This window comes from Acinetobacter indicus (genome assembly GCF_009914475.1).
Classification (GTDB): Bacteria; Pseudomonadota; Gammaproteobacteria; order Pseudomonadales; family Moraxellaceae; genus Acinetobacter; species Acinetobacter indicus.
The window spans coordinates 1,416,149-1,442,011 of record NZ_CP045198.1; the positions used below are offsets into that span (position 1 = coordinate 1,416,149).

Consider the following 25,863-nt stretch of genomic DNA (forward strand, 5'->3'; position numbering starts at 1 on the left):
GTTTTGATGGTCTTGATATTTAAAAAAACGATACCGAAGTTCCAAGAACAGCCTTCACCGGATGACTTCAGACAAAATGAAGCAGCATTTCTTTCATTTTTCCTTGCAGGCACGGTGATGCTGTAGCAGCCGGGAGAAATACAATAATGCTTTTTATACTCAGTATCGTCATTCTTGTTTTTACACTGTGGGCGATTTTCTATTTTCAGCTGTCGCGCAACAGCGGTGCCATGACCCTGATCGCGGTCAGTATTGTCTCTGCCTTTATTAATCCCTGGTCCTTAATTTTAGGTATTCCGTTAATTGTGCTAAGCATAATTGTGATGGTGGATGCCTTGCGCATGAAAATCATCACCCAGCCCGCCTATAAGGCTTTGTCACAAGCCATGCCGAGCATGAGCAGCACCGAGCGTGAAGCGCTGGATGCCGGCACCAGCTGGTGGGAAAAAGAGCTGTTTATGGGCGCACCCAACTGGGATACCTTTGAGCAATATCCCTATCCTACGCTCAGTGCGGAGGAACAATCCTTTTTAGACAATGAAGTGGAACAGCTGTGCAGCATGCTGGATGAATGGGAAATCCATCATAAGCACAAAGATTTATCTCCTGAAACCTGGCAGTTTATTAAAACCCATGGATTTTTGGGCCTGATTATTCCCAAGGAATACGGCGGCAAGGCTTTCAGTTCTTTTGCGCAAAGCCGGATTATGAGCAAAATTGCCTCACGCTCCCTAACCGCCGCGGTCAGCTGTATGGTGCCCAATTCCTTAGGCCCGGGTGAGTTGCTGCTGCACTACGGTACCGATGAGCAGAAAAAACGTTACTTGCCCGGTCTGGCCAAAGGCGAAGAAATTCCCTGCTTTGGGCTGACCAGCCCGGAAGCCGGCTCCGATGCCGGTGCCATCCCCGATACTGGCGTGGTCTGCTATGGCCAGTTTGAAGGCCGGCACGTACTGGGTCTGAAAATGAATTTCTCCAAACGATGGATTACATTGGCACCCATTGCCACCGTGATTGGTCTGGCTTTTAAACTGTATGATCCGGAAGGCTTACTCGGCGATAAGACTAAAACCGACTACGGCATTACCTGTGCGCTGCTGCCGGCCAATCACGCCGGAGTGAAAGTCGGGCCGCGCCATCATCCCGGTTCACCATTTATGAATGGCACGGTCGAAGGTCAGGATGTGTTTATTCCACTCGACTGGATTATCGGTGGTGTGGAAAATGCCGGTAAAGGCTGGCGCATGTTAATGGAATGTCTGGCCGTCGGTCGCGGGATTTCCTTACCGGCACTGTCAACCGCTGCCGGGGAAATGACCTATTTAAATGTCGGTGCTTTTGCGCGAATCCGCCAGCAATTCAAGTTGTCGGTGGGGAAATTTGAAGGCGTACAGGAAGTCACCAGTGATATTGCCAGTGAAACCTATATGCTGGAAGCCTTTCGCTATCTGGTGACCTGTGGACTGAATCAGGGCGGCAAACCTGCCGTGATGACCGCGATGGCCAAGTACTATGCCACAGAGTCTATGCGCCGTGTGGTTAATCATGGTATGGATGTGGTCGGTGGCCGCGCCATCCAGTTGGGTCCACGGAACTTTCTGGCGCTGACCTATCAGGCCATTCCAGTTTCCATTACCGTTGAAGGGGCCAATATTTTAAGCCGCTCGCTGATGATTTTTGGCCAGGGTTCGATGCGTTGCCATCCGTATTTGTATGAAGAATTACAACTGCTACAAGCCCCTGATAAAGATGCCGCGCTGACACAATTTAATGAACTGTTCTACCATCATCTCGGTTATACCTTTAACCGGACTGCGCGCGCATTTGCCTTTGGCTGGTTTGGCGGTTCATCCGATGCTCCGCAACAAGCCGATGAATTTAGCCGGCCTTATTACAAAACCATCAACCGTTTTAGTGCGGCCTTTGCCCTGACTGCCGATATGTGTCTGGGTTTATTGGCCGGTGATATTAAACGCAAGGAAATGCTGTCCGGACGCCTGGCCGATATTCATGCGCAGCTGTTTATTGCCACCGCCATCTTAAAATACTATGCACATGGGCAAAAAACCGCAGATGAGCAACTGCATGCGCAACTGGCTTTAGACAAAGCACTGTTTAATGCACAAGAAGCCTTCTTTGGACTGTTCAATAATTTCCCTATGCAGCTGGCGGCTGGCGTCGTGAAATTGATCTGCTTCCCGTGGGGCCGTGCCTTGCAGCCACCAAGCGATCAGCTGAAACGTGATGTGGCCATGAGCATGATGCAGAACAATGCTTTTCGCCAGCAGCTGAAACAGCATGTTTTCTATAACACGGACCCGGACGATGTCTTTGGCCGGATGGAAAGTACCTTCCAGAGCTTAACCGAGATTGAACCGCTGTGGGATCGCTTTAAAAAAGCTGAAGCCAAAGGCAGTTTTGATGGCCTCAGTTTTGAAGAACACATTGCCGATGCCCTAAATACCGGCGCGATTCAACCCGAAGAAGCTAGCCAGCTACTCAGTTATAACGCGCAGCGCTTTGACAGTATTTTGACCGATATTTTCGATATGCAGCTGGAACAGACCCTGCCACTAGACAATCCGCATTTAATTGAACCTTTAGGTGTCGATACGGAAGCTCATCCTCCGGCAACTTCAGCAGAACCGAAAACCGGTGGCACCGCACAACTGGCCACAGATCATCATAAAGAGGATCCGGAACCGTTTATCCGTTTTTAGTTATATGCTGAATATTGAATAAAGTGGCTTTCGGGCCACTTTTTTATGGACTGGAAATGACACTTCTGACAGGCATTCTACGACCATCTTCCAATAGTATAGACTGCATAAGCCGTTAAGCTACATCGAAAACAATATTGAGGGAAACAAGATGTCACAACAAGATTATGACAATGGTTTAAAAGTACGTACAGAAGTCATGGGTGAAAGTTTTGTGAAACGTGCGCAGGACAATACCGTGCCGTTTACCCAGCCTTTGCAGGACTGGATTAATGAACATGCCTGGGGTTCTACCTGGCAACGTGAAGATGTATTGCCGCGCAAATATCGTTCACTGGTGACAATTGCCTTTTTAACTGCGCTCAAAAGCCCGACTGAATTAAAAGGTCATGTACGCGGGGCTTTAAATAATGGCGCGACAGTGGAAGAAATTCAGGAAGTGCTGCTACATAGCCTGCCCTATTGCGGCGCACCGGCTACGCAAGAGGCCTTCCGTGCGGCGTTAGAAGTCATTCAGGACTATCAGGCCAACGCGTAAATTTCGGACGAGTTTAAATCCAGTACACATTAAAACTGTAAAAGAATTCACTGACCTCAAAACGCACCTGATAACCAAGCTGGGTCAGTTCGGCGGAGAGATTACGGATTTCTTCCAAAGGCAAATGTTTGGGCAATACCGTAAATACTGCAGTGTTGCCCTGCTTGGCATTCTCTTCAATTAAACTGGCTAAACGCGCTTTATACAGGTTGATGTCCAGATTGGCATGCGCCGAAAGCACTTTTGCATCTTCTGCGGTTAGAAAGTTCACCATTTTTTTCTTCTCTTTTTTTGTTCCGTTGTATGGGTCTAACTTAAAAAATGCTACGGCTCCGCTCAACTCTATTTTTGTAAGTAATTTAAATTAAAGATGAATTGGTTTACATCGACTGCTGTTATCCATCCTCTGATAAATCAAAAACTCCCTTATCCTGGTTTTCTCTCTAAGTCATAACAGACGCAAACAAGGAATATTTAATCTTCATTTTATAATTAACGCATGATCAGGTTCTGAGAGGTAAAAGAGATTAAATAACTTAGGCTATTTTGATATATGGGTTCCGTTAAACTTCCATCGTTATTACCTAACTCTCTCCTGCTCAATTTTATATTTCAAAGCGGATATTTGATTGTTCTATCTATGAGTCATAAAAAACGGAGCCGATCTGCTCCGTTTTTTCGCTCTTGGGATTTATATATTCAAGAGTATTATTTTTTCGCCTTCCATGCACTTTGTACCTGGCTGGCAACTTTTGGATAATCCAGAATAAAACGCATATGCGACTCTACCCCGGTTTTTAAGGTTTTATCATCGACAATAAAGTACGGGTTATGGTTCGGTGCGGCTTTACTCATATCCTGATCAGCCGGTGTCGCACCCAGGAATACAAATAAAGATGGCATCAGCTGGCCATAATAAGAAAAGTCTTCACTGGCGCTCTGGTTATGTTCTAAAACATGCGCCTTACCTTCACCCGCGGCCTGAATTAAAGATGGCGCCATCAATTCAGTTAAGGTTTTATCATTGGTGGTGACCGGCGCATACGGTGAAATTTCCACTTTGGCTTTTACATCATTGGCTTGCGCGGTGTGATCAATCATGGTTGGCAGGTTTTTGTAGATGCTTTGACGGATATCTTCATGATTGGAACGAATGGTTCCGATCATCGAAACCTGTTCAGGCAAGATATTACCACTGGTACCACCCTGAATCTGCCCGATACTGACCACGCCCATGCCTTTACTCAAGTCGGCACGGCGCGACACCATGGTCTGTAAATTCTGGATAATATCAGCCGCGGCGACAATAGAATCACGTCCTTTCCACGGCATTGAACCATGTACCTGCTGACCGGTTAAAGTCACTCGAATATTGTCGGCACTGTTTAAAGCCACACCATCTTTATAGAAAATATTGCCACTTGGCATACCTGCCATCACGTGCATCCCAAAAATCACTTCAGGTTTTGGATTATTCAGCGCGCCATCGGCAATCATTTTACGTGCACCGACCTGATCACCATTCAGGAAGTTATCAATATCGGCACCACCTTCTTCCGCAGGCTGAAATACAAAGACCACGGTACCGGCAATTTTATCTTTATTCTCTGCCAGTGCCTTGGCCGCACCTAACAGCATGGCAGTGTGGGTATCATGTCCGCAGGCATGTGCGACCGGTGTTTCTGCACCCTGATAAATACCTTTGGCTTTACTGGCAAAAGGCACTTGGGCTTTTTCTTCCATCGGTAAGGCATCCATATCGGCACGCAAGGCCATAATCGGGCCCGGTTTTGCACCTTTTAATACGCCAATCACACCGGTTTTGGCAAAGCCTTTTTTCACTTCAATGCCGTAAGAACGTAATTCTTTTTGCACCAGTTCCGACGTTTTAAATTCCATATTGCCAAGTTCAGGATTGGCGTGAATATGATGACGCAATTGAATGGTATGCTGCTCGACTTTTGTAGCGGCATCATCCACCCAATCTGCAAAAGCAAACTGAGAGATACTCATGGCTAACCCCAAGCTAAGACAGGTTTTAGTGAGCTGCATGGAAACTCCATTTTTATAACCGTTTAAAATCTTATCTTCGGAGAATTTAGGGTTAAAATACAAGGCTATTGTTGTAATTTTATATAGTCATTTGCACTATACTTGATATTTTAAAAGTTGAAAATTACCACAATTTAGCGAGCAATTTTGCGCTATGACTCAAAACATTTCATTTCAGATTGGCTTTTTTCCGGCAGACCTTTTAGGCTTATAGCAAATATTTTCTGGATATGACCATGTCGGACGCCATCACTGTTCCTCCCGCCCTGATTAACCGTGCGCTTGCAGGCCAAGCCGATGCCCAGTTTGAGCTGGCTGAATTGTATATGCAAAGCGAGCATGAAGATGACAACCTGCTGGCTGAAGAATGGGCCTTAAAAGCCGCTGAAAATGGTCATCTGGAAGCCATGTACTGGTTGGGCGAAGGTTATACCGTCTATGCCAAAGACGTGCAGGAAGATGATCCTGAAGATTCCAAAGCTCACTTTGAGTTAGCCTATTACTGGTTGAAACAAGCAAGCGAACAGAAACATGCAGGCGCAATTCTGGAGCTGGCTGGCTATTATCGTCGTGGGAATGTGGTAGAAAAAGATATTCCGACCTCGGTAAATTTGGTTCAACAAGCCGCTGAACTGGGCGATGCACAGGCCATGCGTGATTTGGCCTGTATTTATGAACATGGCCTGGGAGTCGAAATTAATGAAGCACAGGCAGATTACTGGGCCGAAAAAGCCAAAGCTGCCGAGTAACCCACTCAACCCGATCAAAAGCTCATCAGATGATGGGCTTTTTTATATTGATGCATGGAGATAGGCGCTGGATTAGCCGGAATTTCTAATTGTTTTGGAGATCAAAGAACACTACAGCGAGAAACCGGAACAGTTTAGCCAGATATTCAACAATTTCAGATTGGAACTCTGGGCAATTTCCAAGTACAATACTGCGCTAGTCGAGGGATGCTGCGACGTTTTACAGGTACGAAATGTAAAAGCGCTAGGCTCGACCATCGGTCAAACATCCGCTTTGATCAACAACGGCATCCGCGAACTGAATGATCAATTGTTTTTATTAAGGAGATCGTGATGAACGCGGTTAATGCTTCATTTACTGATTACAAAGTAGCAGACATCACTTTAGCAGACTTCGGTCGTAAAGAAATCAAACTTGCAGAAGCTGAAATGCCAGCCCTGATGGGTCTGCGTAAACGCTACTCTGCGGCTAAACCACTTGCGGGCGCTAAAATCCTGGGTTGTATCCACATGACAATCCAAACAGCAGTTCTGATCGAAACTTTGGTTGAACTTGGCGCTGAAGTACGCTGGACCTCTTGTAACATCTTCTCGACTCAAGACCACGCTGCTGCTGCCATTGCTGCGTCTGGTGTTCCTGTGTTCGCTTGGAAAGGTGAAACTGAAGAAGAATACGTGTGGTGCTTAGAGCAACAAATTAACGTGAATGGCACGCCTTGGGATGCCAACATGATTCTGGACGATGGCGGTGACTTAACTGCACTTGTTCACGAAAAATACCCAGAAGTTTTGGCGAAAATCCACGGTATTACTGAAGAAACCACCACAGGTGTACAACGTCTGCTTGAAATGTGGAAAGACGGTTCTCTGAAAGTACCTGCAATCAATGTAAACGATTCAGTAACCAAGTCTAAAAACGACAACAAATACGGTTGCCGTCACTCACTCAACGATGCCATCAAACGTGCAACCGATATGCTTTTATCTGGTCGTCGTGCGCTGGTCATTGGTTACGGTGACGTAGGTAAAGGTTCTGCGCAATCACTTCGTCAAGAAGGCATGATCGTACGTGTTTCTGAAATCGATCCTATCTGTGCAATGCAAGCCTGCATGGACGGTTATGAAGTGGTTTCTCCATACAAAAATGGTGTTCAAACCGGCAAGAAAGAAGACGTTAACGCTGACCTTCTTTTAAACACTGACCTGATCGTAACAACAACGGGTAACTACCACGTTTGTGACGCTGCCATGCTGGATACATTAAAAGCAGGTGCTGTTGTATGTAACATCGGTCACTTTGACACTGAAATCGACACCAACTACCTACGTGGTTACAAGTGGGTTGAAGTGAAACCTCAAGTTCACCAGGTGTATCGTTCAGAAAATGAAAACGATTACCTGATCCTGCTGTCTGAAGGTCGTTTAGTGAACCTGGGTAACGCAACAGGTCACCCATCACGCGTGATGGACGGTTCATTTGCCAACCAGGTTTTAGGTCAAATGCACTTGTTCGCTGAGAAATTTGCTGATCTTCCTGAAGATCAAAAACAAGCCGCGATTCGCGTTGAACTGCTTCCGAAGAAATTGGACGAAGAAGTTGCAGCTGCAATGGTTGCAGGTTTTGGCGGCGTTCTGACGCAATTGACGCAAGAACAAGCGGACTACTTAGGTGTAGCGGTTGAAGGTCCGTTTAAATCGGATGCTTATAAATATTAATTAGCCCTCACCCCATCCCTCTCCCATAGGGAGAGGGTGAACTCTCAAATCATTTACATTACGAGTTTTACTTGTGAAATTTAAGTAATTTGAGCCAAGACTCTGCGTTATTCAGTAATGAATACTCCTCTCCCTTTGGGAGAGGTCAGGGAGAGGGTGAATAAAAAGTATTTATAAAAAGGATTTCAACATGTCAAAACAGATTCCGATTTCATTCGAGTTCTTCCCAACCAAAACTGATGCCGGTGCAGAAAAACTCAAGACCGTACACCAAGAGCTTCAGCTTTTAAATCCAGAATTTTTCTCGGTGACCTATGGCGCTGGTGGTTCAACTCGTGAACGTACCTTATCGACCATTAACGACTTCAATGGCAAAGGCACACCGGTTGCGCCTCACCTGTCTTGTATTGGTGATGACAAAGCGCGTATTGCCGAATTGCTGGACCTGTACAAATCACAAGGTATTGACCGTATTGTGGCACTGCGTGGTGACTTGCCATCCGGTCAGGTTGGCTTGGGTGAATTGCCATATGCACAGGATCTAGTCCGCTTTATTCGTGAACATTCCGGTGATCATTTCCATATTGAAGTGGCTGCCTATCCGGAAATGCACCCACAAGCGGAAAGCTTTGATAAAGATATTCAGCATTTTGTTGAAAAAGTAAATGCCGGCGCCAATGCAGCCTTAACGCAATTCTTTTTCAATCCGGATGCCTACTTCTACTTTGTTGAGCGTATTCAGCAAGCCGGTGTCAATATTCCGGTGGCGCCGGGTATTATGCCAATTACCAATGCCAGCAACCTGATTCGCTTTGCCGATAGTACTGGTGCTGAAATTCCACGCTGGATTCGCAAGCAACTGGCGACATATGGTGATGACACGGCATCGATTAAAGCCTTCGGTCATGAAGTGGTGCTGAAATTCTGTGAACGCCTGATTGCAGGTGGTGCGCCAAGTCTGCACTTCTACACCATGAACAATACCGAGCCTACCCGTCAGCTTGTGACTGATCTTGGTTTAGCCTAATTTTCTTTTTGCGAGTTGTACTTTATGCCACGTTTTTATATTGAAGCTGAATTAACGGTTGAGACGCAGCTCGCGCTGACCGAAACCGTGTTTCACCATTGGTGTAAAGTACTGCGCGCACAAGTGGGCGACACAGCCACCCTGTTCAATGGACAAGGTGGCGAATATGAAGTGACCCTTACCGACGTCCAGAAAAAAACAGCAACGGTGATGGTCAACAGCTTTAATCCGGGCAACCGTACACCTAAATTCAAGGCCCTGCTCGGTCAGGTCATGAGTAAGGGCGACCGGATGGATTATGCCATTCAAAAAGCGGTGGAACTCGGCGTTTCCGAGATTCAGCTCCTCACCTCTGAACGCTGCGAAATGCGTCTGAAATACGACCGTGACCAGAAAAAACTGGATCACTGGCAAGGTATCGCCATTGCTGCTTGTGAGCAATGTGGTCTGAATATTGTGCCTAAAATTCTCCCGCCGATGTCGCTGGAAAAATGGCTCGATACCGATCTGCCAGCCACCAAACTGGTATTAGCACCCAACAAAGATGAAGTGAATGTCTTACACAATGCCACGCCAGAACTTGCCCTGTTAATTGGGCCTGAAGGCGGCCTGAGCGAGGCTGAAATCAGTAGCGCAAATACGAAAGGTTTTGTGAACTGGTGTATAGGCGAGCGCGTGTTAAGAACTGAAACTGCACCCGTGGTCGCACTTTCTATTTTAAATTTTAACTTCAGCGTGTAATTCGTCTTATTTTTAGCTGAATGCTGAGTCAGATGATTGCTTTTTTAAAGTTTACTGACTAATCTCAAAATATTATTTTACAATTTCACCTAATATCAGGTTATTCATAAAATAAAATAGATTTTTACATACTCTGTAATTTATAGGGTTTTGGGGATATATGTCAGACCATCAGGATGAGCTCATGGAGCAGTATTTGTATGCTGCCCAAATCACCAATACAATCCGGCTGATGCGCTTCTTTTTGCTGAGCATCCTCATTCTCTGTTTTTATATTTATTTTATTTTTCACTACTCTTTTAATTTTTCAACTTTCGCGTTTAATGCCTGGTTCCTGCTGAGTGAACTGGGGCTGGCCGGCTGCCTGTTCTTTAATGAAATGCGCTTTAAGCCCGGTCAATACAGTATTCAAATGGCACATCGCTGGATCAAGCTGGTATGCCTGCTGGTTGGTATTAGCCTTGGTATTGGCATTGCCCTGCTGTACTATTTCCTGCCGAAGTACAGTCTGGAGATGAGCACCTATCAGGCCATTATTCTGGCGGCTTTGCTGGTGATTATTAGCCAGACCTTTGCCCTCACCTTTTTAACCCAGCGCCTGAGCTATTTTTCGCTGGTATTTATTCCGGCCATTGTGCCGTATTTAATTTCCCCACTGTTCTTTAACAGCAACACCGAACCGCTGTTTTATCTGGCCACCAACTTTGCCTTAATCTGTCTGCTGATTTGTGCCAATACCTCCATGCACATGCATCGCCGGCTATCTAGCGTCTATTTCAAGAATAATCAGCTGAAAAAACAGGCCGAACAGCAAGTGGCCTGGACCGACCAGCTATGCCAGCAACTGCAAACGGAAATGAACCGCTCCAAAGACATTGAGCAGCAGTTGCAGTTTAATAACCAGATGCTGGAACAGAAAGTGAAAGAGCGGACCTTTGATCTGGAGCAAATTCATAAAGCCCTGCAAGATCAACAGGCCAATCTGGTGCTGGCGCATGAAGTGGCCGGGTTAAAACCATGGGATTGGGACATCAAGCATCGCCTGATTACCCTGACCAATGAACACCAGCAGCTGAAAATGTCCGGCTCCAAAGCCCATCATCACAAACTGCAGCAACTGATTCACCCGGATGATCTGGCGCATTTTCGTAACACCATGAAGCAGCATCTGCGTGGCCAGACCGACCGCTATGAAGTGACCTACCGGGTACAGCAAAGCAATGGCAAATGGGTCTGGGTACATGATGTTGGCCGTGTGATTGAGCGTGACCCCGAAACCCGGCGTCCATTACGCATGGTCGGTATCCGCCGTGACATCCATCAGGAAAAAACTGATCAGGAACGCCTGAAACTGACCGCCAGCGTACTACAGCAGGCAGCAGAAGGGATTTTTATTCTGAATGAGGACCTGCGTTATATTGAGGTCAATCCGTGCTTTGAACAGCTGACCGGCTTTAGTCGCGAGCAGATTATTGGCAAACATCTGTTTGATATTGCCAGCAATTACAAATCACGGCAGCGCAGTATGCACAATGCCATTGTCAAGCAACTGCTCAAAGAAGGCGAATATGATGGCGAAATGGATGAAAAATACCTGTCGGGCAAAGAGCTGACCATCCGCCTGCACATGAATACCGTCAGCAATGAGCAGAACCGCTCTACCCATTATGTCGGGATTGTCTCGGATTTAACCGAGCGCCGCCGGCAGGAACAGCGCCTGTCCTATCTGGAAAATTATGACACGCTGACCGATCTGCCTAACCGGTTTTATTATAATTATCAGCTGCATCAGTATCTGGTGTCCCATCAGGATTCGATTAAACAACTGGCGGTGATTCGTCTGAACATCGACCGGTTCCGGGTGCTGAATGAATATTTAAGCCATAATGGCGGCGATGAACTGCTAAGACAGGTGGCACAGCGTTTACGCCTCATTAATGCCGAAGCGCTGTTGGTGGCGCATTTAAATGGCGATGACTTTGCCATTATTTATGAGCTGTCACATATTCGCCCATCGGTGCAGCAGCATTGCGAACGTATTACCAAAGCCTTCTCGGCGCCGTTTAATATCCAGGGTCAGGACCATATTATTACCCTGTCGATGGGCGTGTCTTTATATCCTGAACATGGCCGGCAGCTGGATTATTTAAACAACTGTGCCGAACAGGCGCTGTCGGAAGCCAAGCGTCTGGGTGGCAATACCACCAAATACTATTCGCTGGAAACCACCAAGCTGTTAGAGCAGGACGTGCACATTGAGCGCGATTTACGTCAGGCCATTAAAAATGATGAGCTGATCGTCTATTACCAGCCAAAAATCAATTTCCATGATCAGCAGGTCTCCGGTTTTGAAGCCTTGGTACGCTGGAACCATCCGGAAAAAGGCCTGATTCCACCCGGCTTATTTATTCCAATTGCCGAGCAAACCAGCCTGATTTCAGAGATTGGCCATATCGTAATTCAGCAAACCGCCAAGCAGATTCGGGACTGGCAGGCACTGGGCTTTGATAACATCCGGGTTTCGGTCAATATTGTGGCGCAGCAGCTACAACGCGGACATTTGCTGGAAGATATTGATGAGGCGCTCAATACCTATCATATTTCCGGTGAAAGCCTGGAACTGGAAATTACTGAATCGTCGTTGCTGGAAAATACCGACGAGGTCAAATATATTCTGGAAGAAATCAAGAAGCGCCATATTCATATTTCGCTGGATGATTTTGGTACCGGTTATTCTTCCCTCTCTTACTTAACCGATTTTCCTATAGATGTTTTAAAGATCGACCGCAGCTTTGTGTCCAAGATTGGCCACAGCAAGCAGGAAGCCATTGTCAGTGCCATGATTGCCATGGGCAAAGCCATGGGCATGACCATTGTCGCTGAAGGTATTGAAACTGAACATCAACTTCAGTACCTCAGAAAGCTCGATTGCGACATCGCCCAGGGCTTTTTATTCTCCAAACCGCTGCCACAACAGGATGCGACCCGCTTCCTGAGTGAAAAAATGCAGACACCACTTATTGTTAGTGAATCTTAATCTATAGCTTAAACTTCTAAGTTTGTTCTAAAAATGCGCAGCTTTGACTGTGCTTAGTGCGTAAGTAATGGTATATTCGAGCAGATTTAGCACAAACCGCCAGCATCGCTGGACACAGTAACATACGAGATTCAGATGGACGATCAATCATTAAAACAGCAGGCTTTGTATTATCACGAATTTCCTACTCCAGGTAAAATCAGCGTTACCCCAAGTAAGCAGCTGGTCAACCAACGTGACTTAGCGCTTGCATACTCACCTGGTGTCGCGGCACCATGTTTAGAGATTGAACGAGATCCTTCTACTGCAGCACTGTATACAGCACGTGGCAACCTGGTTGCCGTGGTGAGTAACGGTACCGCTGTACTAGGTTTAGGGAACATCGGTCCTTTAGCGTCTAAACCGGTTATGGAAGGTAAAGGCGTTCTGTTCAAGAAATTCGCCGGCGTCGATGTATTTGACATCGAAATCGCTGAAAATGATCCAGACAAAATCGTTGATATCGTTGCTGCACTCGAACCAACCTTTGGCGGGATTAACCTTGAAGACATCAAGGCACCAGAATGCTTCTACATTGAGCAAAAACTGCGTGAACGCATGAACATTCCGGTGTTCCATGATGACCAGCATGGTACGTCAATTATCGTCGGTTCTGCGCTGCTGAATGCGCTACAACTGAACGGCAAAAACATTGCCGAAATCAAGATTGTGGCTTCAGGTGCCGGTGCTGCTGCCCTGTCGTGCCTGGACCTGCTTTGTGCCCTGGGTGCGAAAAAAGAAAATATTATTGTGGCGGACTCACGCGGTCTATTGACCACCAAACGTGAAGGTCTGGACGAGTCGAAAAAACGCTACGTACAGGATATTGAAGCAACCCAACTGGCCGATGTAATTGCCGGTGCCGATATGTTCCTCGGTCTCTCTGCTGCCGGTATTCTGACCAAAGAAATGGTCAAGCAGATGGCGGCTAATCCAATCATCTTCGCTCTGGCTAACCCGGATCCGGAAATTCTGCCTGAACATGCCCACGAAGTACGTGATGATGTGATTATGGCAACTGGACGTTCTGACTATCCGAACCAGGTGAATAACGCGCTGTGCTTCCCGTACATCTTCCGTGGTGCGCTAGATGTCGGTGCAACCACCATTAACGAAGAAATGAAAATTGCCTGCGTACACGCGATTGCACGTATGGCGCACATAGAAGCAGATGCGGCATCCTATGGTGAGAAATCTGCTTCATTTGGTCGTGACTATTTAATTCCACGTCCGCTTGATCAGCGTCTGATTCTTGAAATTGCTCCAGCGGTTGCCAAAGCAGCGATGGATTCAGGCGTGGCAACACGTCCAATTCAGGACTTCTCGGCTTATCATCAACGTCTGTCAGAGTTTGTATATAACTCTGCGTTTATGATGAAACCAATTTTTGCGCAGGCGAAAACCGATCCGAAACGCATTGCCTATGCAGAAGGCGAAGACTTACGCGTTTTACGTGCAGTACAAATTGCAGTGGACGAAGGTCTGGCACAACCGATTCTGGTGGGTCGTACCGCGGTTATTGAAGCGAATATCAAGAAACTGGGCTTACGTCTGGAACATGGTGTGAATATCACTATTGTTGATCAGGAGAAAAACCCGGATTACGAAAAATTCGCTGATGATTACTACAGCATCATGCAGCGTAAAGGTGTAACGCCTGAATATGCGCAGCGTGAAGCACGTCGCCGTTCGACTCTAATTGCCGCAATGCTGGTGAAACACGGTCTGGCTGACGGTATGTTATGTGGTACTTATTCAAGCTACGACATTCACTTAGACTTCGTCAGCAATATTATTGGTCTGAAAGAAGGTCACAATACTTTCTTCACTCTGAATGCGCTGATGCTGGAAGATCGTAACCTGTTTATTGCCGACACTTACATCAACCGTAATCCGACAGCTGAACAGCTGGCTGAAATGACCATTCTGGCCGCTGAAGAAGTACGCCGTTTTGGTGTAACACCACGTATTGCCCTGCTGTCGCATTCAAGCTTTGGTTCAGACCAGAACGATGCCAGCGCGCAAAAAATGCGTAAAGTGTTTGATATTCTGTCTGAGATTGCACCAGAACTTGAAGTGGAAGGTGAAATGCATGGTGATGCGGCACTGGACGAAAATATTCGCCATTTCGCATTCCCGAACTCACGCTTCAAAGGTTCAGCTAACCTGCTGATTATGCCGAACCTGGATGCAGCCAATATTTCGTTTAACCTGTTGAAATCGACTTCAGGCAGCAACGTGACCATTGGTCCAATCTTGCTGGGCGCAGCGAAACCGGTACATATTTTAACGCCAACAGCGACCACCCGTCGTGTGGTGAATATGACTGCGTTAACCGTGGCAGAAATTCAGCAAGCGGAACAAGACGCGCTATAAAAACTGAATGCCGAGTGAAAAGCTCGGCATTCTGACTTGAGAAAACCTCTATTCTGTTGCATGATGACCTCAAGAATAGAGGTTTTTTCATGCAAGTTTATTTAGTAGGCGGTGCGGTGCGAGATCATTTGCTGGGGCACCCCTATCACGAAAAAGATTATGTGGTTGTCGGGGCAACACCCGAACAGCTTCTGGCCCAAGGCTATCAGCCCGTGGGCAAAGACTTCCCTGTGTTTTTACATCCTGAATCAAAAGAAGAATATGCACTGGCCCGTACCGAACGTAAAGCCGGTCAGGGCTATCATGGTTTCGAGTTTTATACTGCACCCAATGTCACGCTGGAAGAAGATTTAATCCGTCGTGACCTGACCATTAATGCCATGGCCATGGATGAAAACGGCCAGGTCTATGATCCTTATGGTGGACAGCAGGATCTGGCGCAAAAAGTGCTGCGTCATGTTTCCGACGCCTTTGTTGAAGATCCATTACGTGTACTCAGAATTGCCCGTTTTGCTGCGCGTTATAAAGCGCTGGGCTTTCGTGTGGCCGATGACACCCTGACCCTGATGCGCACGCTGGCAGCATCTGGCGAGCTGGATACCTTAACCCCGGAACGAGTCTGGAAAGAAACTGCACGCGCCTTGCAGGAAGATCATGCCGATGAATACTTTGAAGTGCTGCGTCGCTGCGGTGCCTTAAAAGCCTTGTTCCCGGAAATTGATGCCCTGTTTGGGATTCCACAGCGCCCGGAATATCATCCGGAAATTGACTGCGGCGTGCATACCTTAATGTCCCTGCAACAGGCCTGCCGCCAGAATTACAGTCTGGATGTGCGTTTTGCCGTGCTGGTGCACGACTTGGGCAAGGCCCTGACCCCAGCCGATGAATTACCGCGTCATATCATGCATGAAGAACGTGGTATTCAGCCGGTTACTGACCTGTGTGACCGCCTGAAAGTGCCGACCTATACCAAACAGCTGGCACTGGCGGTGTGCAAGGAACATTTAAAATGCCATCAGGCCCTGACCTTGAAACCGGGCACCTTATGGCGTCTGCTACAGCGTCTGGATGTGTTGCGTCGCCCGGAACGGGTAGAAGCCTTTGTTCAGGCCTGTGAATGTGATTCGCGTGGCCGTTTAGGCATGGAAGATCGGGACTATCCGCAGGCCGATTATGTGCTCAAAGCCATGCAGGTGGTGCGCGGCATTAAAGCGCAGGATTTACCGCCTGAGATTAAAGGCCCGGATATTGGTGAAATGCTGATTCAGCGCCGTATTAAAGCCATTGAAGTGCTGAAAGCAGAATATACCGCTGCAAGCTAAAATTGAGTCATAAAATTAAAAATACCCGTGCTATACACGGGTATTTTTATTTCCTAGGGATGAACCATCCCCTGCGCTGATCTGGATCAACCTGCCTTAAGACTGCTCGGCCGGAAAAGTAATTACCTGTTCCAAACGCATCTGCTGGGTGGCAACCATCAATAAACGGTCAATACCCAGCGCAATACCTGAACATGGCGGCATCTGAGGCAAGGCACTGAGCAGATATTCATCAAGTGGCATCACATGCAAGCCCAGTTTTTCCCGCTCCTGATTGTCGGCTTCAAAACGGCCACGGAGCACCTCGGCCTCAGCCAGTTCATCATAGGCATTGGCCAGTTCCAGCCCTTCAATGTACAGCTCAAAACGGGCGGCAACCAGTTCGCCATCTTCATCGACACGAGTTTTGGCCAGTGAGGCCAGTTCCGGCGGGAAATCGGTCAGGAATACCGGCGTGTCAAAGCCCAGACTAGGCTCAACCATATGCGAGAACAACAGGTCGATATAGCCCAGACGATCATCACCTAAATCGAGGCTTAGCCCGACACGCTGACAGCAGGCTTTCAGTTCCTGCAATGTCGCTTGCAGCGGATTCAGATCCAGCCGATCCATAAAAGCATGTTTATAACTCAGTACCGTTGGACGTACTTCACCAAAACGCTGTGCCAAGGTCAGATTGAGTAAATCGGTGACTTCAAACATCAGCTCTTTCAGGCTAAAACCCGGGCGATACCATTCCAGCATGGTAAATTCGCTATTGTGTTTGCGGCCATGCTCATCATCACGAAACACCTTGCAGATCTGGTAAATCGGGCCACTGCCACTGGCCAGCAGGCGTTTCATGGCAAATTCAGGCGAAGTTTGCAGATAATGCGTCTGCTGCTGGCCCAATACATGACGCTTGGCCTGTACCGAGCTTAAATGTACATCGGTGACACCGGCCTGCGACAAAATAGGCGTTTCCACTTCCAGCACTTCGCGCTCAGCAAAAAACTGGCGAATCTGGGCGTACATCTTGGCGCGGGCACGCATGGCCTCAAGACTACAGGTCGGCTGATAGTTCAGGCTCATGCGGCTGGCCCTCCATGCGCAGCCCATTCACGGCGCAGCGGATAAGTCTTGCGTAAATGGTCAAAGGCCTGCTGATCGACCTTGCCGTCTTTTAAGCAGGCACGTAATTTGGCGTCATCGGCGGCAATATCATACATCTGTGGCAGATGCTGTTGCAGTGCGGCTTTTAACGGCTGACCACTAAAATAATCGCTGCACGGCGGCAACTGGTTTTCAAAGCGTTTATGTGCCACTTGCCCAAAGACTTCACAAAAAGCGGCATAAATCATTTGTGTGCCGCGGGCTTTGCCTTCCAGACTGTAACCGGCAATATGCGGCGTTACCAACGTGACCAGATGTAATAATTCGGCAGAAATTTCCGGTTCATGCTCAAATACATCCAGCACCACCGCACGCCCGGTCTGCTGGATATCGGTCATTAATGCCTGCTCTGCCACCACCGGACCACGCGCTGAGTTAATTAAAATTGCATCCGGCTTCATCTGGGCCAGGGTTTCGGCATTGAACAGATGATAGGTCGGATACGGACCGGTTTTGGTCAGCGGCACATGAATCGAAATGGCATCGGCCTGAGCCAATACGTCTGCCAATGCCAGTTGCTGCACACTTTCACGTTGCACCAAAGGATCATAAGCCACCACTTTCCAGCCCAGCAGTTCCGCCATTACCGCCAGACGCGAACCGACATTGCCCAGTCCGATAATGCCCAGACAGAACTGCTGGCCTGCTTCCAGTAAGGCTGGACGCACATGCAGTAAGGCGGTAATCACATATTCGGCAACCGCCTGTGCATTACAGCCGGCGGCATTGGACCAGCGAATCTGCTGCTGTTCCAGCGCGGCAATATCCAGATGATCGGTACCAATGGTGGCACTGCCCACAAAACGCAGCTTGCTGTGCTGGATCAGTTCGGCATTGACCTTGGTTACCGAGCGCACCAGTAAGGCTTCGGTATCGTGCAGGTCCTGCGCAGTTAAGGTCCGGCCCGGACGATGGGAGATTTCACCAAACTCGGCAAAAAAATAATCGGTAAAGGCCAGATTTTCATCGGCAATAATTTTCATAAGGCAATCCAATGCTTTGATCTGTCCATGATAACGCCTGAAGGCCCTGCGGATGAAGCGCTATTGCAGTAAATACACTGAATATTAACCGCAGCAAAGCCGGCCCATCAGGCTTCACCCAAATACAACTTGCCGAAGCCGAATAAAACAATATATGTTTTTATAATATGTTATAGTCAAGGCCAGTCTTAATCTTCTCCCCCGTTTATTTTTAACCAATGAAGGGCCTGCATATGACACCTCGCTTTAGCAATCCATGGGATGAACGCTACCACAGCACCGATCATTTATATGGCGAAGCGGCCAACGTTTTTATTCAGCAGATGGCCCAGCAGTTAGCGATTTCTGGCGCTACGCTGGGCATTGCTGAAGGTGAAGGCCGTAACCTGATTTATCTGGCCGAGCGCGCCCGTGAACAGCAACTGCCATTTGCCGGACTACTCTGGGATTATTCGACTGTTGCGCTTGAAAAAGCCCAAAAACATGCCCAGGCCAAACAGCTGACCTTGGACACCGCCGCGGTGGATTTAAGTCAGGTAGAATGGCCGGAAAACCAGTTTCAGCATGCGATTTGCGTGTTTGGTCATGTCAATCAGCCGACCCAGCAGAAATTACTGCACGGCGTGCGTCATAGCCTGAAATCCGGTGGCTGGTTCATTGGCGAGGTCTATTCCAAAGCACAACTGGCCTATGCCACCGGTGGCCCGGGCAATCCTGACATGCTGTATGATCCACGTGATTTTCTAGAGATCTTCCAGCAAGATCATCTGCTGCATTTCTTTGTCGGTGAAGTGGAACGTCATGAAGGACAGCTGCATCAGGGGAAGTCGCATGTGATTCAGTTTGCCATTCAAATCCGTAAATAAAGCATAAAAAAGGAGGATGAATCTGCATTGATTCATCCTCCTGCAATTCGATTCCTGCTGCTTACTGGCTTATCCGCCTTTTTCAATCTGGTCCAGAATGGCACATTCCGCGCTGTGATTGCCCTGACAATGCTGCGCAGATTGCTGCAACAAATTGACCATGTCCTGTAAACGCTGGATTTTCTGGTTCAGCTCATCAATATGTTTTAAGGTCAGCGCTTTCACTTCTGCACTCTGGCGGCCGCTATTTTTCCACAGCGAAATCAGTTCTTTCATTTGCTCGGTAGAAAAGCCCAGCTCGCGGGCATGACGGATAAAATTCAGGGTTTTTAAATCCTGCTCGGAATAGACCCGATAACCGGCAGCACTGCGCTGGGCAGCCGTGAGCAGGCCGATACTTTCATAATAACGGATCATTTTGGCAGAGATGCCCGACTGCTTTGCGGCTTGACCAATATTCACATGCTTCTCGCTCAATACGGCGGTTTAAGACCTGCCTCCGATCTTAAACCGAAAATGTCCTGACGCCAACGGCTATTGCAGCGGCGCGGCAAAGCGCTTCAGGCGTAAAGCATTGCCCAGCACAAACACGGATGACAGTGCCATTGCGCCTGCAGCAAACATCGGCGACAGTAAAATGCCCCACAGCGGATACAGCACGCCGGCGGCAATCGGAATTAAGGCCACGTTATAAACAAAGGCCCAAAACAGGTTCTGGCGGATATTGCGGATAGTGGCCTGACTTAAAGCAATCGCATTGGGAATGCCTTTTAAACTGCCGGACATCAGCACCACATCGGCGGCTTCAATGGCTACATCGGTACCGGTGCCAATGGCCAGCCCGACATCGGCCTGTGCCAGCGCCGGGGCATCATTAATCCCATCGCCGACAAAGGCCAGACGGCCATATTGCTGCTGCAATTCACGTACGCTATCGACTTTGCCTTCCGGCAGAACTTCGGCAACCACAGTATCAATTTTTAGCTGCCGGGCAATCGCTTCGGCGGTATGCCGGTTATCGCCGGTGATCATTGCCACTTTTACGCCCAACTGATGCAAGGCTTCAATCGCGGCAAAGGTGCTGTCTTTGATTGGATCGGCCACGGCAATGATGGCCGCCAGTTGATCCTCTACCGCCACATACAGTGGTGTTTTTCCCTCCTGCCCCAAACGTACCGCAACCTGATCAAAGGCTGTGGTACTTAAACCCAGCTGATGCATATAACGGTCGGCCCCGATATACAGCCATTGACCATTGACCTGCCCTTTCACGCCGGACCCGACAATCGAATCAAAATCGCTCACAGCTGGTAAAGATAAGCCTTGTTGCTGCGCGGCTTCGACAATAGCAAAGGCAATCGGATGCTCCGACTTGGCTTCTACCGCCGCCACCCAGCTTAATAATTGCGTCTGCTCAAAACCGGCCTGTACATGAAAATCGGTCAGTTGCGGCTTGCCTTCGGTTAAGGTGCCGGTTTTATCCACCGCCACCACCTGCGCTTCCTGTAACAGCTGCAAGGCTTCGCCTTTACGGAACAGAATGCCCATTTCTGCCCCACGTCCAGTGCCGACCATAATCGAGGTTGGAGTGGCCAGCCCCATAGCACATGGACAGGCAATAATCAGCACCGCTACAGCATTGACCAGACCAAAGGTCAGCGCCGGTTCAGGACCAAAAATCAGCCAGACCAGAAAGGTCAGCACAGCCATTAGCATTACGGCTGGCACAAACCACATGGTGACTTTATCGACCAGCGCCTGAATGGGCAGTTTGGAGCCTTGCGCCTGCTCGACCATGCGGATAATTTGCGCCAGCACCGAATCTGCCCCCACCGCAGTTGCGCGGATGCTCAGGCTGCCATTCTGGTTGATGGTGCCGCCCACCACGGCGCTGCCTGCCATTTTTTCTACTGGCAGCGGCTCTCCGCTAATCATCGATTCATCGACATAACTGCGGCCGTCCAGCACTTCCCCATCCACCGGAATCCGCTCTCCTGGGCGGATATCGACCTGCATACCCGAGCTGACTTCAGCCAGCGGCACTTCCACACTTTGGCCATTACGTACAATGCGGGCGGTTTTTGGCTGCATGCCGATCAGGTGCTGAATTGCCTGCGAGGTGCGGCCTTTGGCTTTGGCTTCAAAATAGCGTCCCAGCAAAATCAGGCTGACAATCACCGCGGCAGCTTCAAAATAGACATTGACCGTGCCTTCCGGTAACAGCTGTGGCATAAAAGTCGCCACCACCGAAAAGCTGTATGCGGCCAGGGTTCCGACTGCCACCAGCGAGTTCATATCCGGCGCGAAACGCAGCAAGGCCGGAATGCCTTTTTGATAAAAACGCCGGCCCGGAAATAGCAATACCAGCGTGGTCAACACGAACTGCAACAGCCAGCTCGGCATCTGCCCGATCTGATGCATGACCCACATATGAAAAGCCGGAATTAAATGCGAGCCCATTTCCAGCACAAATACCGGAATGGCCAGCACCAGGGAAATTATCAGATCACGTTTTAATTGCTGCTGCTCGCTGGCTTTCTGATCCGCCTGTTCAGTGGTGGTCGTGGTCTGCAGCTGGGCATCATAACCAGCCTTACGGATGGCCTGAATCAGTTTATCGGCACTGACCGTAGTATCGGCTTCGACCCAGGCCTGCTCAGTGGCCAGATTGACATTGGCTTGCTGCACACCCGGCACTTTTTTCAGGGCTTTTTCTACCCGCGCCACGCAGGAGGCACAGGTCATGCCATCAATTGACAATTCGATGGGTGCCGCGACGACCACATCATAACCGGCACGCTCAATGGCTTTGACCAAAGCGGCCCGGTCAAGTGGTGCGGAAGATTCCACCACGGCCTGTTCGGTGGCCAGATTGACATTGGCCTGCTCGACCCCATCCACTTTTTTTAAGGCTTTTTCCACCCGGCCTACGCATGAAGCACAGGTCATGCCCTGAATAGACAATGTTTCACGAAAAACAGCAGATGAATTTGAGATGCTCATGCCCTACCTCGGCCAATACCCGGATTTCGCTACAGCATACAGATTGACATCATGGGAAGGTCAAGTCTCTGCGCATAAAAATTTGGCTTGACCTTCCCATCATGACAAGCTTTAAACTGAAAGCATCTTCACATGACTCATGGAGCATCTTAATGAAACTGCATATTGCCAATATGACTTGCGGCGGCTGCGCCCGCGGTGTGACAGCCACCATTCAGGATGTGGACCCGAATGCCAAAGTTGACATTGATCTGGACAGTAAAATCGTGACCGTTGACAGCAGTGCCAGCGTAGATCAGCTGGTGGCGGCGCTGAATGAAGATGGTTTCCCGCCAGAAGTGCAATAATTTCCAGGCACTCTCAAAACCGCTAGCGTTTATAAAATCGCCTCCGTGATGCGGGCATCAGGGAGGCGGCAAAAGACGAATGACCTATAACGGACAACGTGACATGCAATAGGTCATTCGAAACCGGACAAAAAACAAAACACGCTTAAACTTAAATATGCTTAAACAGCGCCGAACGGGCCGAACCGGATGCCCCATCGGCCGCACTCAGGAAGCGTTCGGTGTGGATGTCACGTTCAAACAGGCGGCTTTGCATTAAGGTTGAAATCGCGGCATCAATCATCACCGGTGGACCGCATAAATAGGCTTTGTGACCACTGCATTTGTGTTCAAAATAATCCGCCACTGCTTCATGTACATAGCCGTTAAAGCCGGTCCATTGATCTTCCGGCTGTACGGCATTCAGCGCCGGAATATAACGGAAGTTCGGATAGTCCTTGACCAGCTGCTCAAACAGTTCGCGGTTATACAGTTCGCTTAAATCTCGCGCGCCCTGGAACAGGTAAATAATCCGGCTATCGCCCTGTTCCAGCAAGTCCAGAATCATGGATTGTGGGCTGGATAAACCTGAACCGCCGGCAATAAAGATCACGTCCTGATCATCGGATTTACGTACAAAGAATTGTCCATACGGCCCGGACAATTGCAGTTCTTCACCCACACTCAGTTGTTCATGTACATAACGGGTGGCTGCACCGCCTTCGACCTTACGGATATGCAACTCGATAATACCGGCTTCACTTGGCGCATTGGCAATCGAGAAAGCGCGCGTGCCTTCAACACCCGGAAACTGGATATTGATGTATTGCCCGGCCTGAAACTGCATTGGACGGTCAATCTGTAAACGCAGCCCTTTAATGGTCGGTGACAGGTCTTTTATTTCCAGCACCGTGGCCTGATAATCTTCCACCAGATAGCCCATGAAATCTTCATCTTCATCGACATCGGCTTCAATAATCATGTCAGATTCCGGTTTGCAGCAGCAGGCCAGCACCTTGTTTTCTTCGCGTTCGATATCCATTAAAGCAAACGGCGATGCTTCACCGACATCATAAAAACCGTCCGTAACCTGCACTTTACAGGTGCCGCAGGTGCCATGCCCGCAGGCAAAGGGTAACCATACGCCCTGACGTAAGGCGGCATCGAGAATGGTCTGGTCTTCTTCCACGTCAATGGTGGTGCCAATCGGTTCAATGGTAACTTGATAACTCATGCGCTTTCTCCTTAAACATGGGCATCCTGATAGCCTTTTAGTTCCGGGCTGACAAAACGCAGCAGGGATTTGTGGTCAAAGCCTAGCTCGGCCAGTGTTTTGGAAAAATCGGTCTGTAAAGGTTCATGGTTTAACACAAACTGCACCGTTGACCAGTCCAGCTGCTCAAAGTCGGGATGCTGATGAAAACCGGCCTGAATCTGCTGATCGATCAGATCCTGCAAGGTCTGCTGCGGTGACACCACAAAGGCATGAGCCGCACAATATAAGGTGTGATGATCCCAGCCAATATACAACAGCATGTTGTCGCCATAGTGATGCTGGGCATCGCGCGGTTCGAATTGATAATGGTCTTGAATTGCACGTACAGTCATGAGAAATCTCCTAATTCCTTGAGCGGGTCATTGGCAGCAATGACCCAATTCCATTTTTTATGCGGCGTCGCCTTTCCATTTTTTCCAGCGCTGCTGATCTGGCGAGCCTTCAATGTCCAGGTTGTCTGCACCGACATTGAAGTGATAATAATCACGCAGGATGCTCTCCAGATCTGGCCCGCCACAGTTGCCCTGTAAAATCTGGTTCACTGGCAGCCAGGCCTGAATATATTTTTCCGGTTCACGTTCAAAGATGTCGTGGCAGCCATCGGAACAGGTGTGATAACGCTCGCCCTGATAGATGCTGTCGCGATAACTGAACATGGTCGGGTCGCCGCCCATTTCGGTAAAGGTCATTGGAATCTGGCAGACCTGACACAATTGCGGTAAACCGGCGCTATAGAAGCGTTTGCCTTCGGCTTCCATCTTGCGGGCCAGTTCCCAGCGTGGACGGTAATATTTGTCAAAGGTGTCCGGATACTTGGCCGACAGCCAGTCCATTTCTTCATCGGTTGGAATCCAGGTGTGGAAACCGGCAGCATGGCCAAAGTTATAGAAAATCCACCAGGCCTGATGCGACACATGCTCTTTTTCTTTCTCGATCACTTCCGAATATTTCGGCATACGGATGCCATAACGGCCCAGGTCTTTAAACAGTGCCCCGCCCGCTTCTTCAAAGTAGGTTTCCCAGGCTTCTTTCCAGGACATGACTTTATTTGGCAGCATGTAGTCCATCATCATGCCGACAATTGACAACAGACGTGTGCCGCGCCAGAACCATTTATCAATCCATTCCTGCACAATTGGCACGTTATCTTCATGCTGTTCCAGCAGGAATTTGACAATTTCCAGGCCCAGGGTCATGTGACGTGCTTCATCGGACTGAGCACTAAAACCAAAAGTCACGGTGGCCATATCACCGTTATAGGCCGCACCAGACATAAATGGCACAAACAGCAGGTTGGTCAGCACATATTCAAAGGCAAAGCTGATCGCCAGCAGGAATTCAAATGGCCCGGCTGAACGTGCATCTTCAAAGAATGATTTAGGCACAGATAAATACCAGACCCGGTCATGCATATGCGCCCAGTCCTGAAAGCCATCAAAGAACTTGTTGTAATGGCTCATGGCATGAATCTGGGTCTGTACATGACGCAGCTCATCAATCGACTGCATTTGCGAGGCAATCCGCGCACCAATACCACTGAACTGACGGCCGACATGGGCATAACCCTGATAGGCCTGATATTCTAGCGGGGTAACCGCGGTTAAAAACAGCTTGATCGCATTTAAATAACGTTCATTGGAGACATTCATCTGACCGTTGTTCTGCGCGAATGCATCAAAAATGGCGTAGAGTTTTTTCTCTTTTTCGGCCTGATATTTCCAGTAGGCATCCATGGTTAAACGGAACGGATCTTCCCATTTTGACCAGTCGGTAATTTTAATGCCTTCAAATTCTTCATACGGAAATGCGGCTTTACGGTCGGCATAGGAAAAATCCCAGTCCAGATCACGGGTCAGCATCCGGTAACGGTCTTTGGCATTCAGTTTTTTCTGTGCAGTTTTGGCTTGTGTATTCATTTTGATCATCCTGTTCAATTTTCC

The 25,863-nt window shown here is 48.5% G+C and carries 20 protein-coding genes; 11 read left to right on the top strand and 9 right to left on the bottom strand.

The genetic code is table 11. The annotated features are described in order from the left end of the window. Nucleotides 1–146 precede the first annotated feature (146 nt). Together GA693_RS07240 and GA693_RS07245 are read left to right on the top strand one after the other, a co-directional pair. On the top strand, nt 147–2,720 hold the full coding sequence (locus GA693_RS07240) for an acyl-CoA dehydrogenase (protein ID WP_160241161.1): 2,574 nt from the start codon (nt 147–149) through the stop codon (nt 2,718–2,720). A gap of 151 nt (nt 2,721–2,871) precedes the next feature. Further along, on the top strand, nt 2,872–3,258 hold the full coding sequence (locus GA693_RS07245) for a carboxymuconolactone decarboxylase family protein (RefSeq protein WP_005179142.1): 387 nt from the start codon (nt 2,872–2,874) through the stop codon (nt 3,256–3,258). Nucleotides 3,259–3,271: 13 nt separating this feature from the next. Here GA693_RS07245 and GA693_RS07250 read toward each other — a convergent pair whose 3' ends face one another. Together GA693_RS07250 and GA693_RS07255 are read right to left on the bottom strand one after the other, a co-directional pair. Then, nucleotides 3,272–3,532 carry a hypothetical protein gene (locus GA693_RS07250; protein ID WP_005179143.1) on the bottom strand — a complete coding sequence of 87 codons (261 nt, stop codon included), beginning with the start codon at nt 3,530–3,532 and terminating at the stop codon, nt 3,272–3,274. A 434-nt stretch (nt 3,533–3,966) separates the two neighbouring features. Beyond that, nucleotides 3,967–5,310 (bottom strand): amidohydrolase, encoded by a 1,344-nt coding sequence (locus GA693_RS07255; protein ID WP_160241160.1) that lies wholly within the window; start codon nt 5,308–5,310, stop codon nt 3,967–3,969. A gap of 236 nt (nt 5,311–5,546) precedes the next feature. Here GA693_RS07255 and GA693_RS07260 point away from each other — a divergent pair, with 236 nt between their 5' ends. The 7 genes from GA693_RS07260 (at nt 5,547) to GA693_RS07290 (ending at nt 16,317) form a co-directional block, all read left to right on the top strand. Further along, on the top strand, nt 5,547–6,059 hold the full coding sequence (locus GA693_RS07260) for a tetratricopeptide repeat protein (protein ID WP_160241159.1): 513 nt from the start codon (nt 5,547–5,549) through the stop codon (nt 6,057–6,059). 333 nt (nt 6,060–6,392) lie between these two features. After that, nucleotides 6,393–7,775: an adenosylhomocysteinase gene (ahcY, locus tag GA693_RS07265; RefSeq protein WP_005179150.1), complete on the top strand. Its 1,383-nt coding sequence runs from the start codon at nt 6,393–6,395 to the stop codon at nt 7,773–7,775. A 190-nt stretch (nt 7,776–7,965) separates the two neighbouring features. Beyond that, on the top strand, nt 7,966–8,802 hold the full coding sequence (metF, locus tag GA693_RS07270; RefSeq protein WP_016659212.1) for a methylenetetrahydrofolate reductase [NAD(P)H]: 837 nt from the start codon (nt 7,966–7,968) through the stop codon (nt 8,800–8,802). Nucleotides 8,803–8,826: 24 nt separating this feature from the next. Further along, nucleotides 8,827–9,543: a 16S rRNA (uracil(1498)-N(3))-methyltransferase gene (locus GA693_RS07275; protein WP_005179155.1), complete on the top strand. Its 717-nt coding sequence runs from the start codon at nt 8,827–8,829 to the stop codon at nt 9,541–9,543. A gap of 160 nt (nt 9,544–9,703) precedes the next feature. Further along, on the top strand, nt 9,704–12,580 hold the full coding sequence (locus GA693_RS07280; protein ID WP_035363240.1) for an EAL domain-containing protein: 2,877 nt from the start codon (nt 9,704–9,706) through the stop codon (nt 12,578–12,580). A 135-nt stretch (nt 12,581–12,715) separates the two neighbouring features. Next, nucleotides 12,716–14,995 (top strand): NADP-dependent malic enzyme, encoded by a 2,280-nt coding sequence (locus tag GA693_RS07285; protein WP_104488292.1) that lies wholly within the window; start codon nt 12,716–12,718, stop codon nt 14,993–14,995. 89 nt (nt 14,996–15,084) lie between these two features. Next, nucleotides 15,085–16,317: a multifunctional CCA addition/repair protein gene (locus tag GA693_RS07290; RefSeq protein WP_104488290.1), complete on the top strand. Its 1,233-nt coding sequence runs from the start codon at nt 15,085–15,087 to the stop codon at nt 16,315–16,317. Between the two features lie 96 nt (nt 16,318–16,413). Here the strand turns inward: GA693_RS07290 and epmA are convergent, their stop codons facing one another. Continuing rightward, the gene (gene epmA / locus GA693_RS07295; protein WP_160241158.1) at nt 16,414–17,388 is read right to left on the bottom strand and encodes an EF-P lysine aminoacylase EpmA; all 975 of its coding nucleotides are present in this window, start codon (nt 17,386–17,388) and stop codon (nt 16,414–16,416) included. Next, the gene (locus tag GA693_RS07300; protein ID WP_005179168.1) at nt 17,385–18,452 is read right to left on the bottom strand and encodes a 4-phosphoerythronate dehydrogenase; all 1,068 of its coding nucleotides are present in this window, start codon (nt 18,450–18,452) and stop codon (nt 17,385–17,387) included. Before GA693_RS07300 ends, epmA begins: the two co-directional genes overlap by 4 nt. Nucleotides 18,453–18,685: 233 nt before the next feature. Here GA693_RS07300 and GA693_RS07305 point away from each other — a divergent pair, with 233 nt between their 5' ends. Continuing rightward, nucleotides 18,686–19,318 carry a class I SAM-dependent methyltransferase gene (locus GA693_RS07305; RefSeq protein ID WP_005179171.1) on the top strand — a complete coding sequence of 211 codons (633 nt, stop codon included), beginning with the start codon at nt 18,686–18,688 and terminating at the stop codon, nt 19,316–19,318. Between the two features lie 69 nt (nt 19,319–19,387). Here the strand turns inward: GA693_RS07305 and cueR are convergent, their stop codons facing one another. Both cueR and GA693_RS07315 read right to left on the bottom strand, forming a co-directional pair. Continuing rightward, nucleotides 19,388–19,780: a Cu(I)-responsive transcriptional regulator gene (cueR, locus tag GA693_RS07310; protein ID WP_005179173.1), complete on the bottom strand. Its 393-nt coding sequence runs from the start codon at nt 19,778–19,780 to the stop codon at nt 19,388–19,390. A 72-nt stretch (nt 19,781–19,852) separates the two neighbouring features. Then, the gene (locus tag GA693_RS07315; RefSeq protein WP_160241157.1) at nt 19,853–22,321 is read right to left on the bottom strand and encodes a heavy metal translocating P-type ATPase; all 2,469 of its coding nucleotides are present in this window, start codon (nt 22,319–22,321) and stop codon (nt 19,853–19,855) included. A 152-nt stretch (nt 22,322–22,473) separates the two neighbouring features. On the opposite strand from GA693_RS07315, the gene GA693_RS07320 reads away from it, so the two are divergent. Next, nucleotides 22,474–22,668, top strand: a complete 195-nt coding sequence (locus GA693_RS07320) for a heavy-metal-associated domain-containing protein (protein WP_005179178.1) — start codon at nt 22,474–22,476, stop codon at nt 22,666–22,668. A gap of 151 nt (nt 22,669–22,819) precedes the next feature. On the opposite strand, the gene GA693_RS07325 is transcribed toward GA693_RS07320, so the two are convergent. From GA693_RS07325 to GA693_RS07335, 3 genes are read right to left on the bottom strand one after another with little or no spacing between them, the layout of a single operon-like run. After that, complete coding sequence (locus GA693_RS07325) at nt 22,820–23,881, bottom strand: NADH:ubiquinone reductase (Na(+)-transporting) subunit F (RefSeq protein WP_160241156.1); 1,062 nt, start codon at nt 23,879–23,881, stop codon at nt 22,820–22,822. Between the two features lie 11 nt (nt 23,882–23,892). After that, nucleotides 23,893–24,255 carry a phenol hydroxylase subunit P4 gene (locus tag GA693_RS07330; RefSeq protein WP_104511304.1) on the bottom strand — a complete coding sequence of 121 codons (363 nt, stop codon included), beginning with the start codon at nt 24,253–24,255 and terminating at the stop codon, nt 23,893–23,895. 57 nt (nt 24,256–24,312) lie between these two features. Next, on the bottom strand, nt 24,313–25,839 hold the full coding sequence (locus GA693_RS07335) for an aromatic/alkene/methane monooxygenase hydroxylase/oxygenase subunit alpha (RefSeq protein WP_075168172.1): 1,527 nt from the start codon (nt 25,837–25,839) through the stop codon (nt 24,313–24,315). Nucleotides 25,840–25,863 lie beyond the last annotated feature (24 nt).

Bases quoted from the DNA above. Each gene is read 5' to 3' on its own strand.
- GA693_RS07240 (WP_160241161.1), top strand. From the start codon at position 147: ATGCTTTTTATACTCAGTATCGTCATTCTTGTTTTTACACTGTGGGCG.
- GA693_RS07245 (WP_005179142.1), top strand. From the start codon at position 2,872: ATGTCACAACAAGATTATGACAATGGTTTAAAAGTACGTACAGAAGTC.
- GA693_RS07250 (WP_005179143.1), bottom strand. From the start codon at position 3,532: ATGGTGAACTTTCTAACCGCAGAAGATGCAAAAGTGCTTTCGGCGCAT.
- GA693_RS07255 (WP_160241160.1), bottom strand. From the start codon at position 5,310: ATGCAGCTCACTAAAACCTGTCTTAGCTTGGGGTTAGCCATGAGTATC.
- GA693_RS07260 (WP_160241159.1), top strand. From the start codon at position 5,547: ATGTCGGACGCCATCACTGTTCCTCCCGCCCTGATTAACCGTGCGCTT.
- ahcY (WP_005179150.1), top strand. From the start codon at position 6,393: ATGAACGCGGTTAATGCTTCATTTACTGATTACAAAGTAGCAGACATC.
- metF (WP_016659212.1), top strand. From the start codon at position 7,966: ATGTCAAAACAGATTCCGATTTCATTCGAGTTCTTCCCAACCAAAACT.
- GA693_RS07275 (WP_005179155.1), top strand. From the start codon at position 8,827: ATGCCACGTTTTTATATTGAAGCTGAATTAACGGTTGAGACGCAGCTC.
- GA693_RS07280 (WP_035363240.1), top strand. From the start codon at position 9,704: ATGTCAGACCATCAGGATGAGCTCATGGAGCAGTATTTGTATGCTGCC.
- GA693_RS07285 (WP_104488292.1), top strand. From the start codon at position 12,716: ATGGACGATCAATCATTAAAACAGCAGGCTTTGTATTATCACGAATTT.
- GA693_RS07290 (WP_104488290.1), top strand. From the start codon at position 15,085: ATGCAAGTTTATTTAGTAGGCGGTGCGGTGCGAGATCATTTGCTGGGG.
- epmA (WP_160241158.1), bottom strand. From the start codon at position 17,388: ATGAGCCTGAACTATCAGCCGACCTGTAGTCTTGAGGCCATGCGTGCC.
- GA693_RS07300 (WP_005179168.1), bottom strand. From the start codon at position 18,452: ATGAAAATTATTGCCGATGAAAATCTGGCCTTTACCGATTATTTTTTT.
- GA693_RS07305 (WP_005179171.1), top strand. From the start codon at position 18,686: ATGACACCTCGCTTTAGCAATCCATGGGATGAACGCTACCACAGCACC.
- GA693_RS07315 (WP_160241157.1), bottom strand. From the start codon at position 22,321: ATGAGCATCTCAAATTCATCTGCTGTTTTTCGTGAAACATTGTCTATT.
- GA693_RS07320 (WP_005179178.1), top strand. From the start codon at position 22,474: ATGAAACTGCATATTGCCAATATGACTTGCGGCGGCTGCGCCCGCGGT.
- GA693_RS07325 (WP_160241156.1), bottom strand. From the start codon at position 23,881: ATGAGTTATCAAGTTACCATTGAACCGATTGGCACCACCATTGACGTG.
- GA693_RS07330 (WP_104511304.1), bottom strand. From the start codon at position 24,255: ATGACTGTACGTGCAATTCAAGACCATTATCAATTCGAACCGCGCGAT.
- GA693_RS07335 (WP_075168172.1), bottom strand. From the start codon at position 25,839: ATGAATACACAAGCCAAAACTGCACAGAAAAAACTGAATGCCAAAGAC.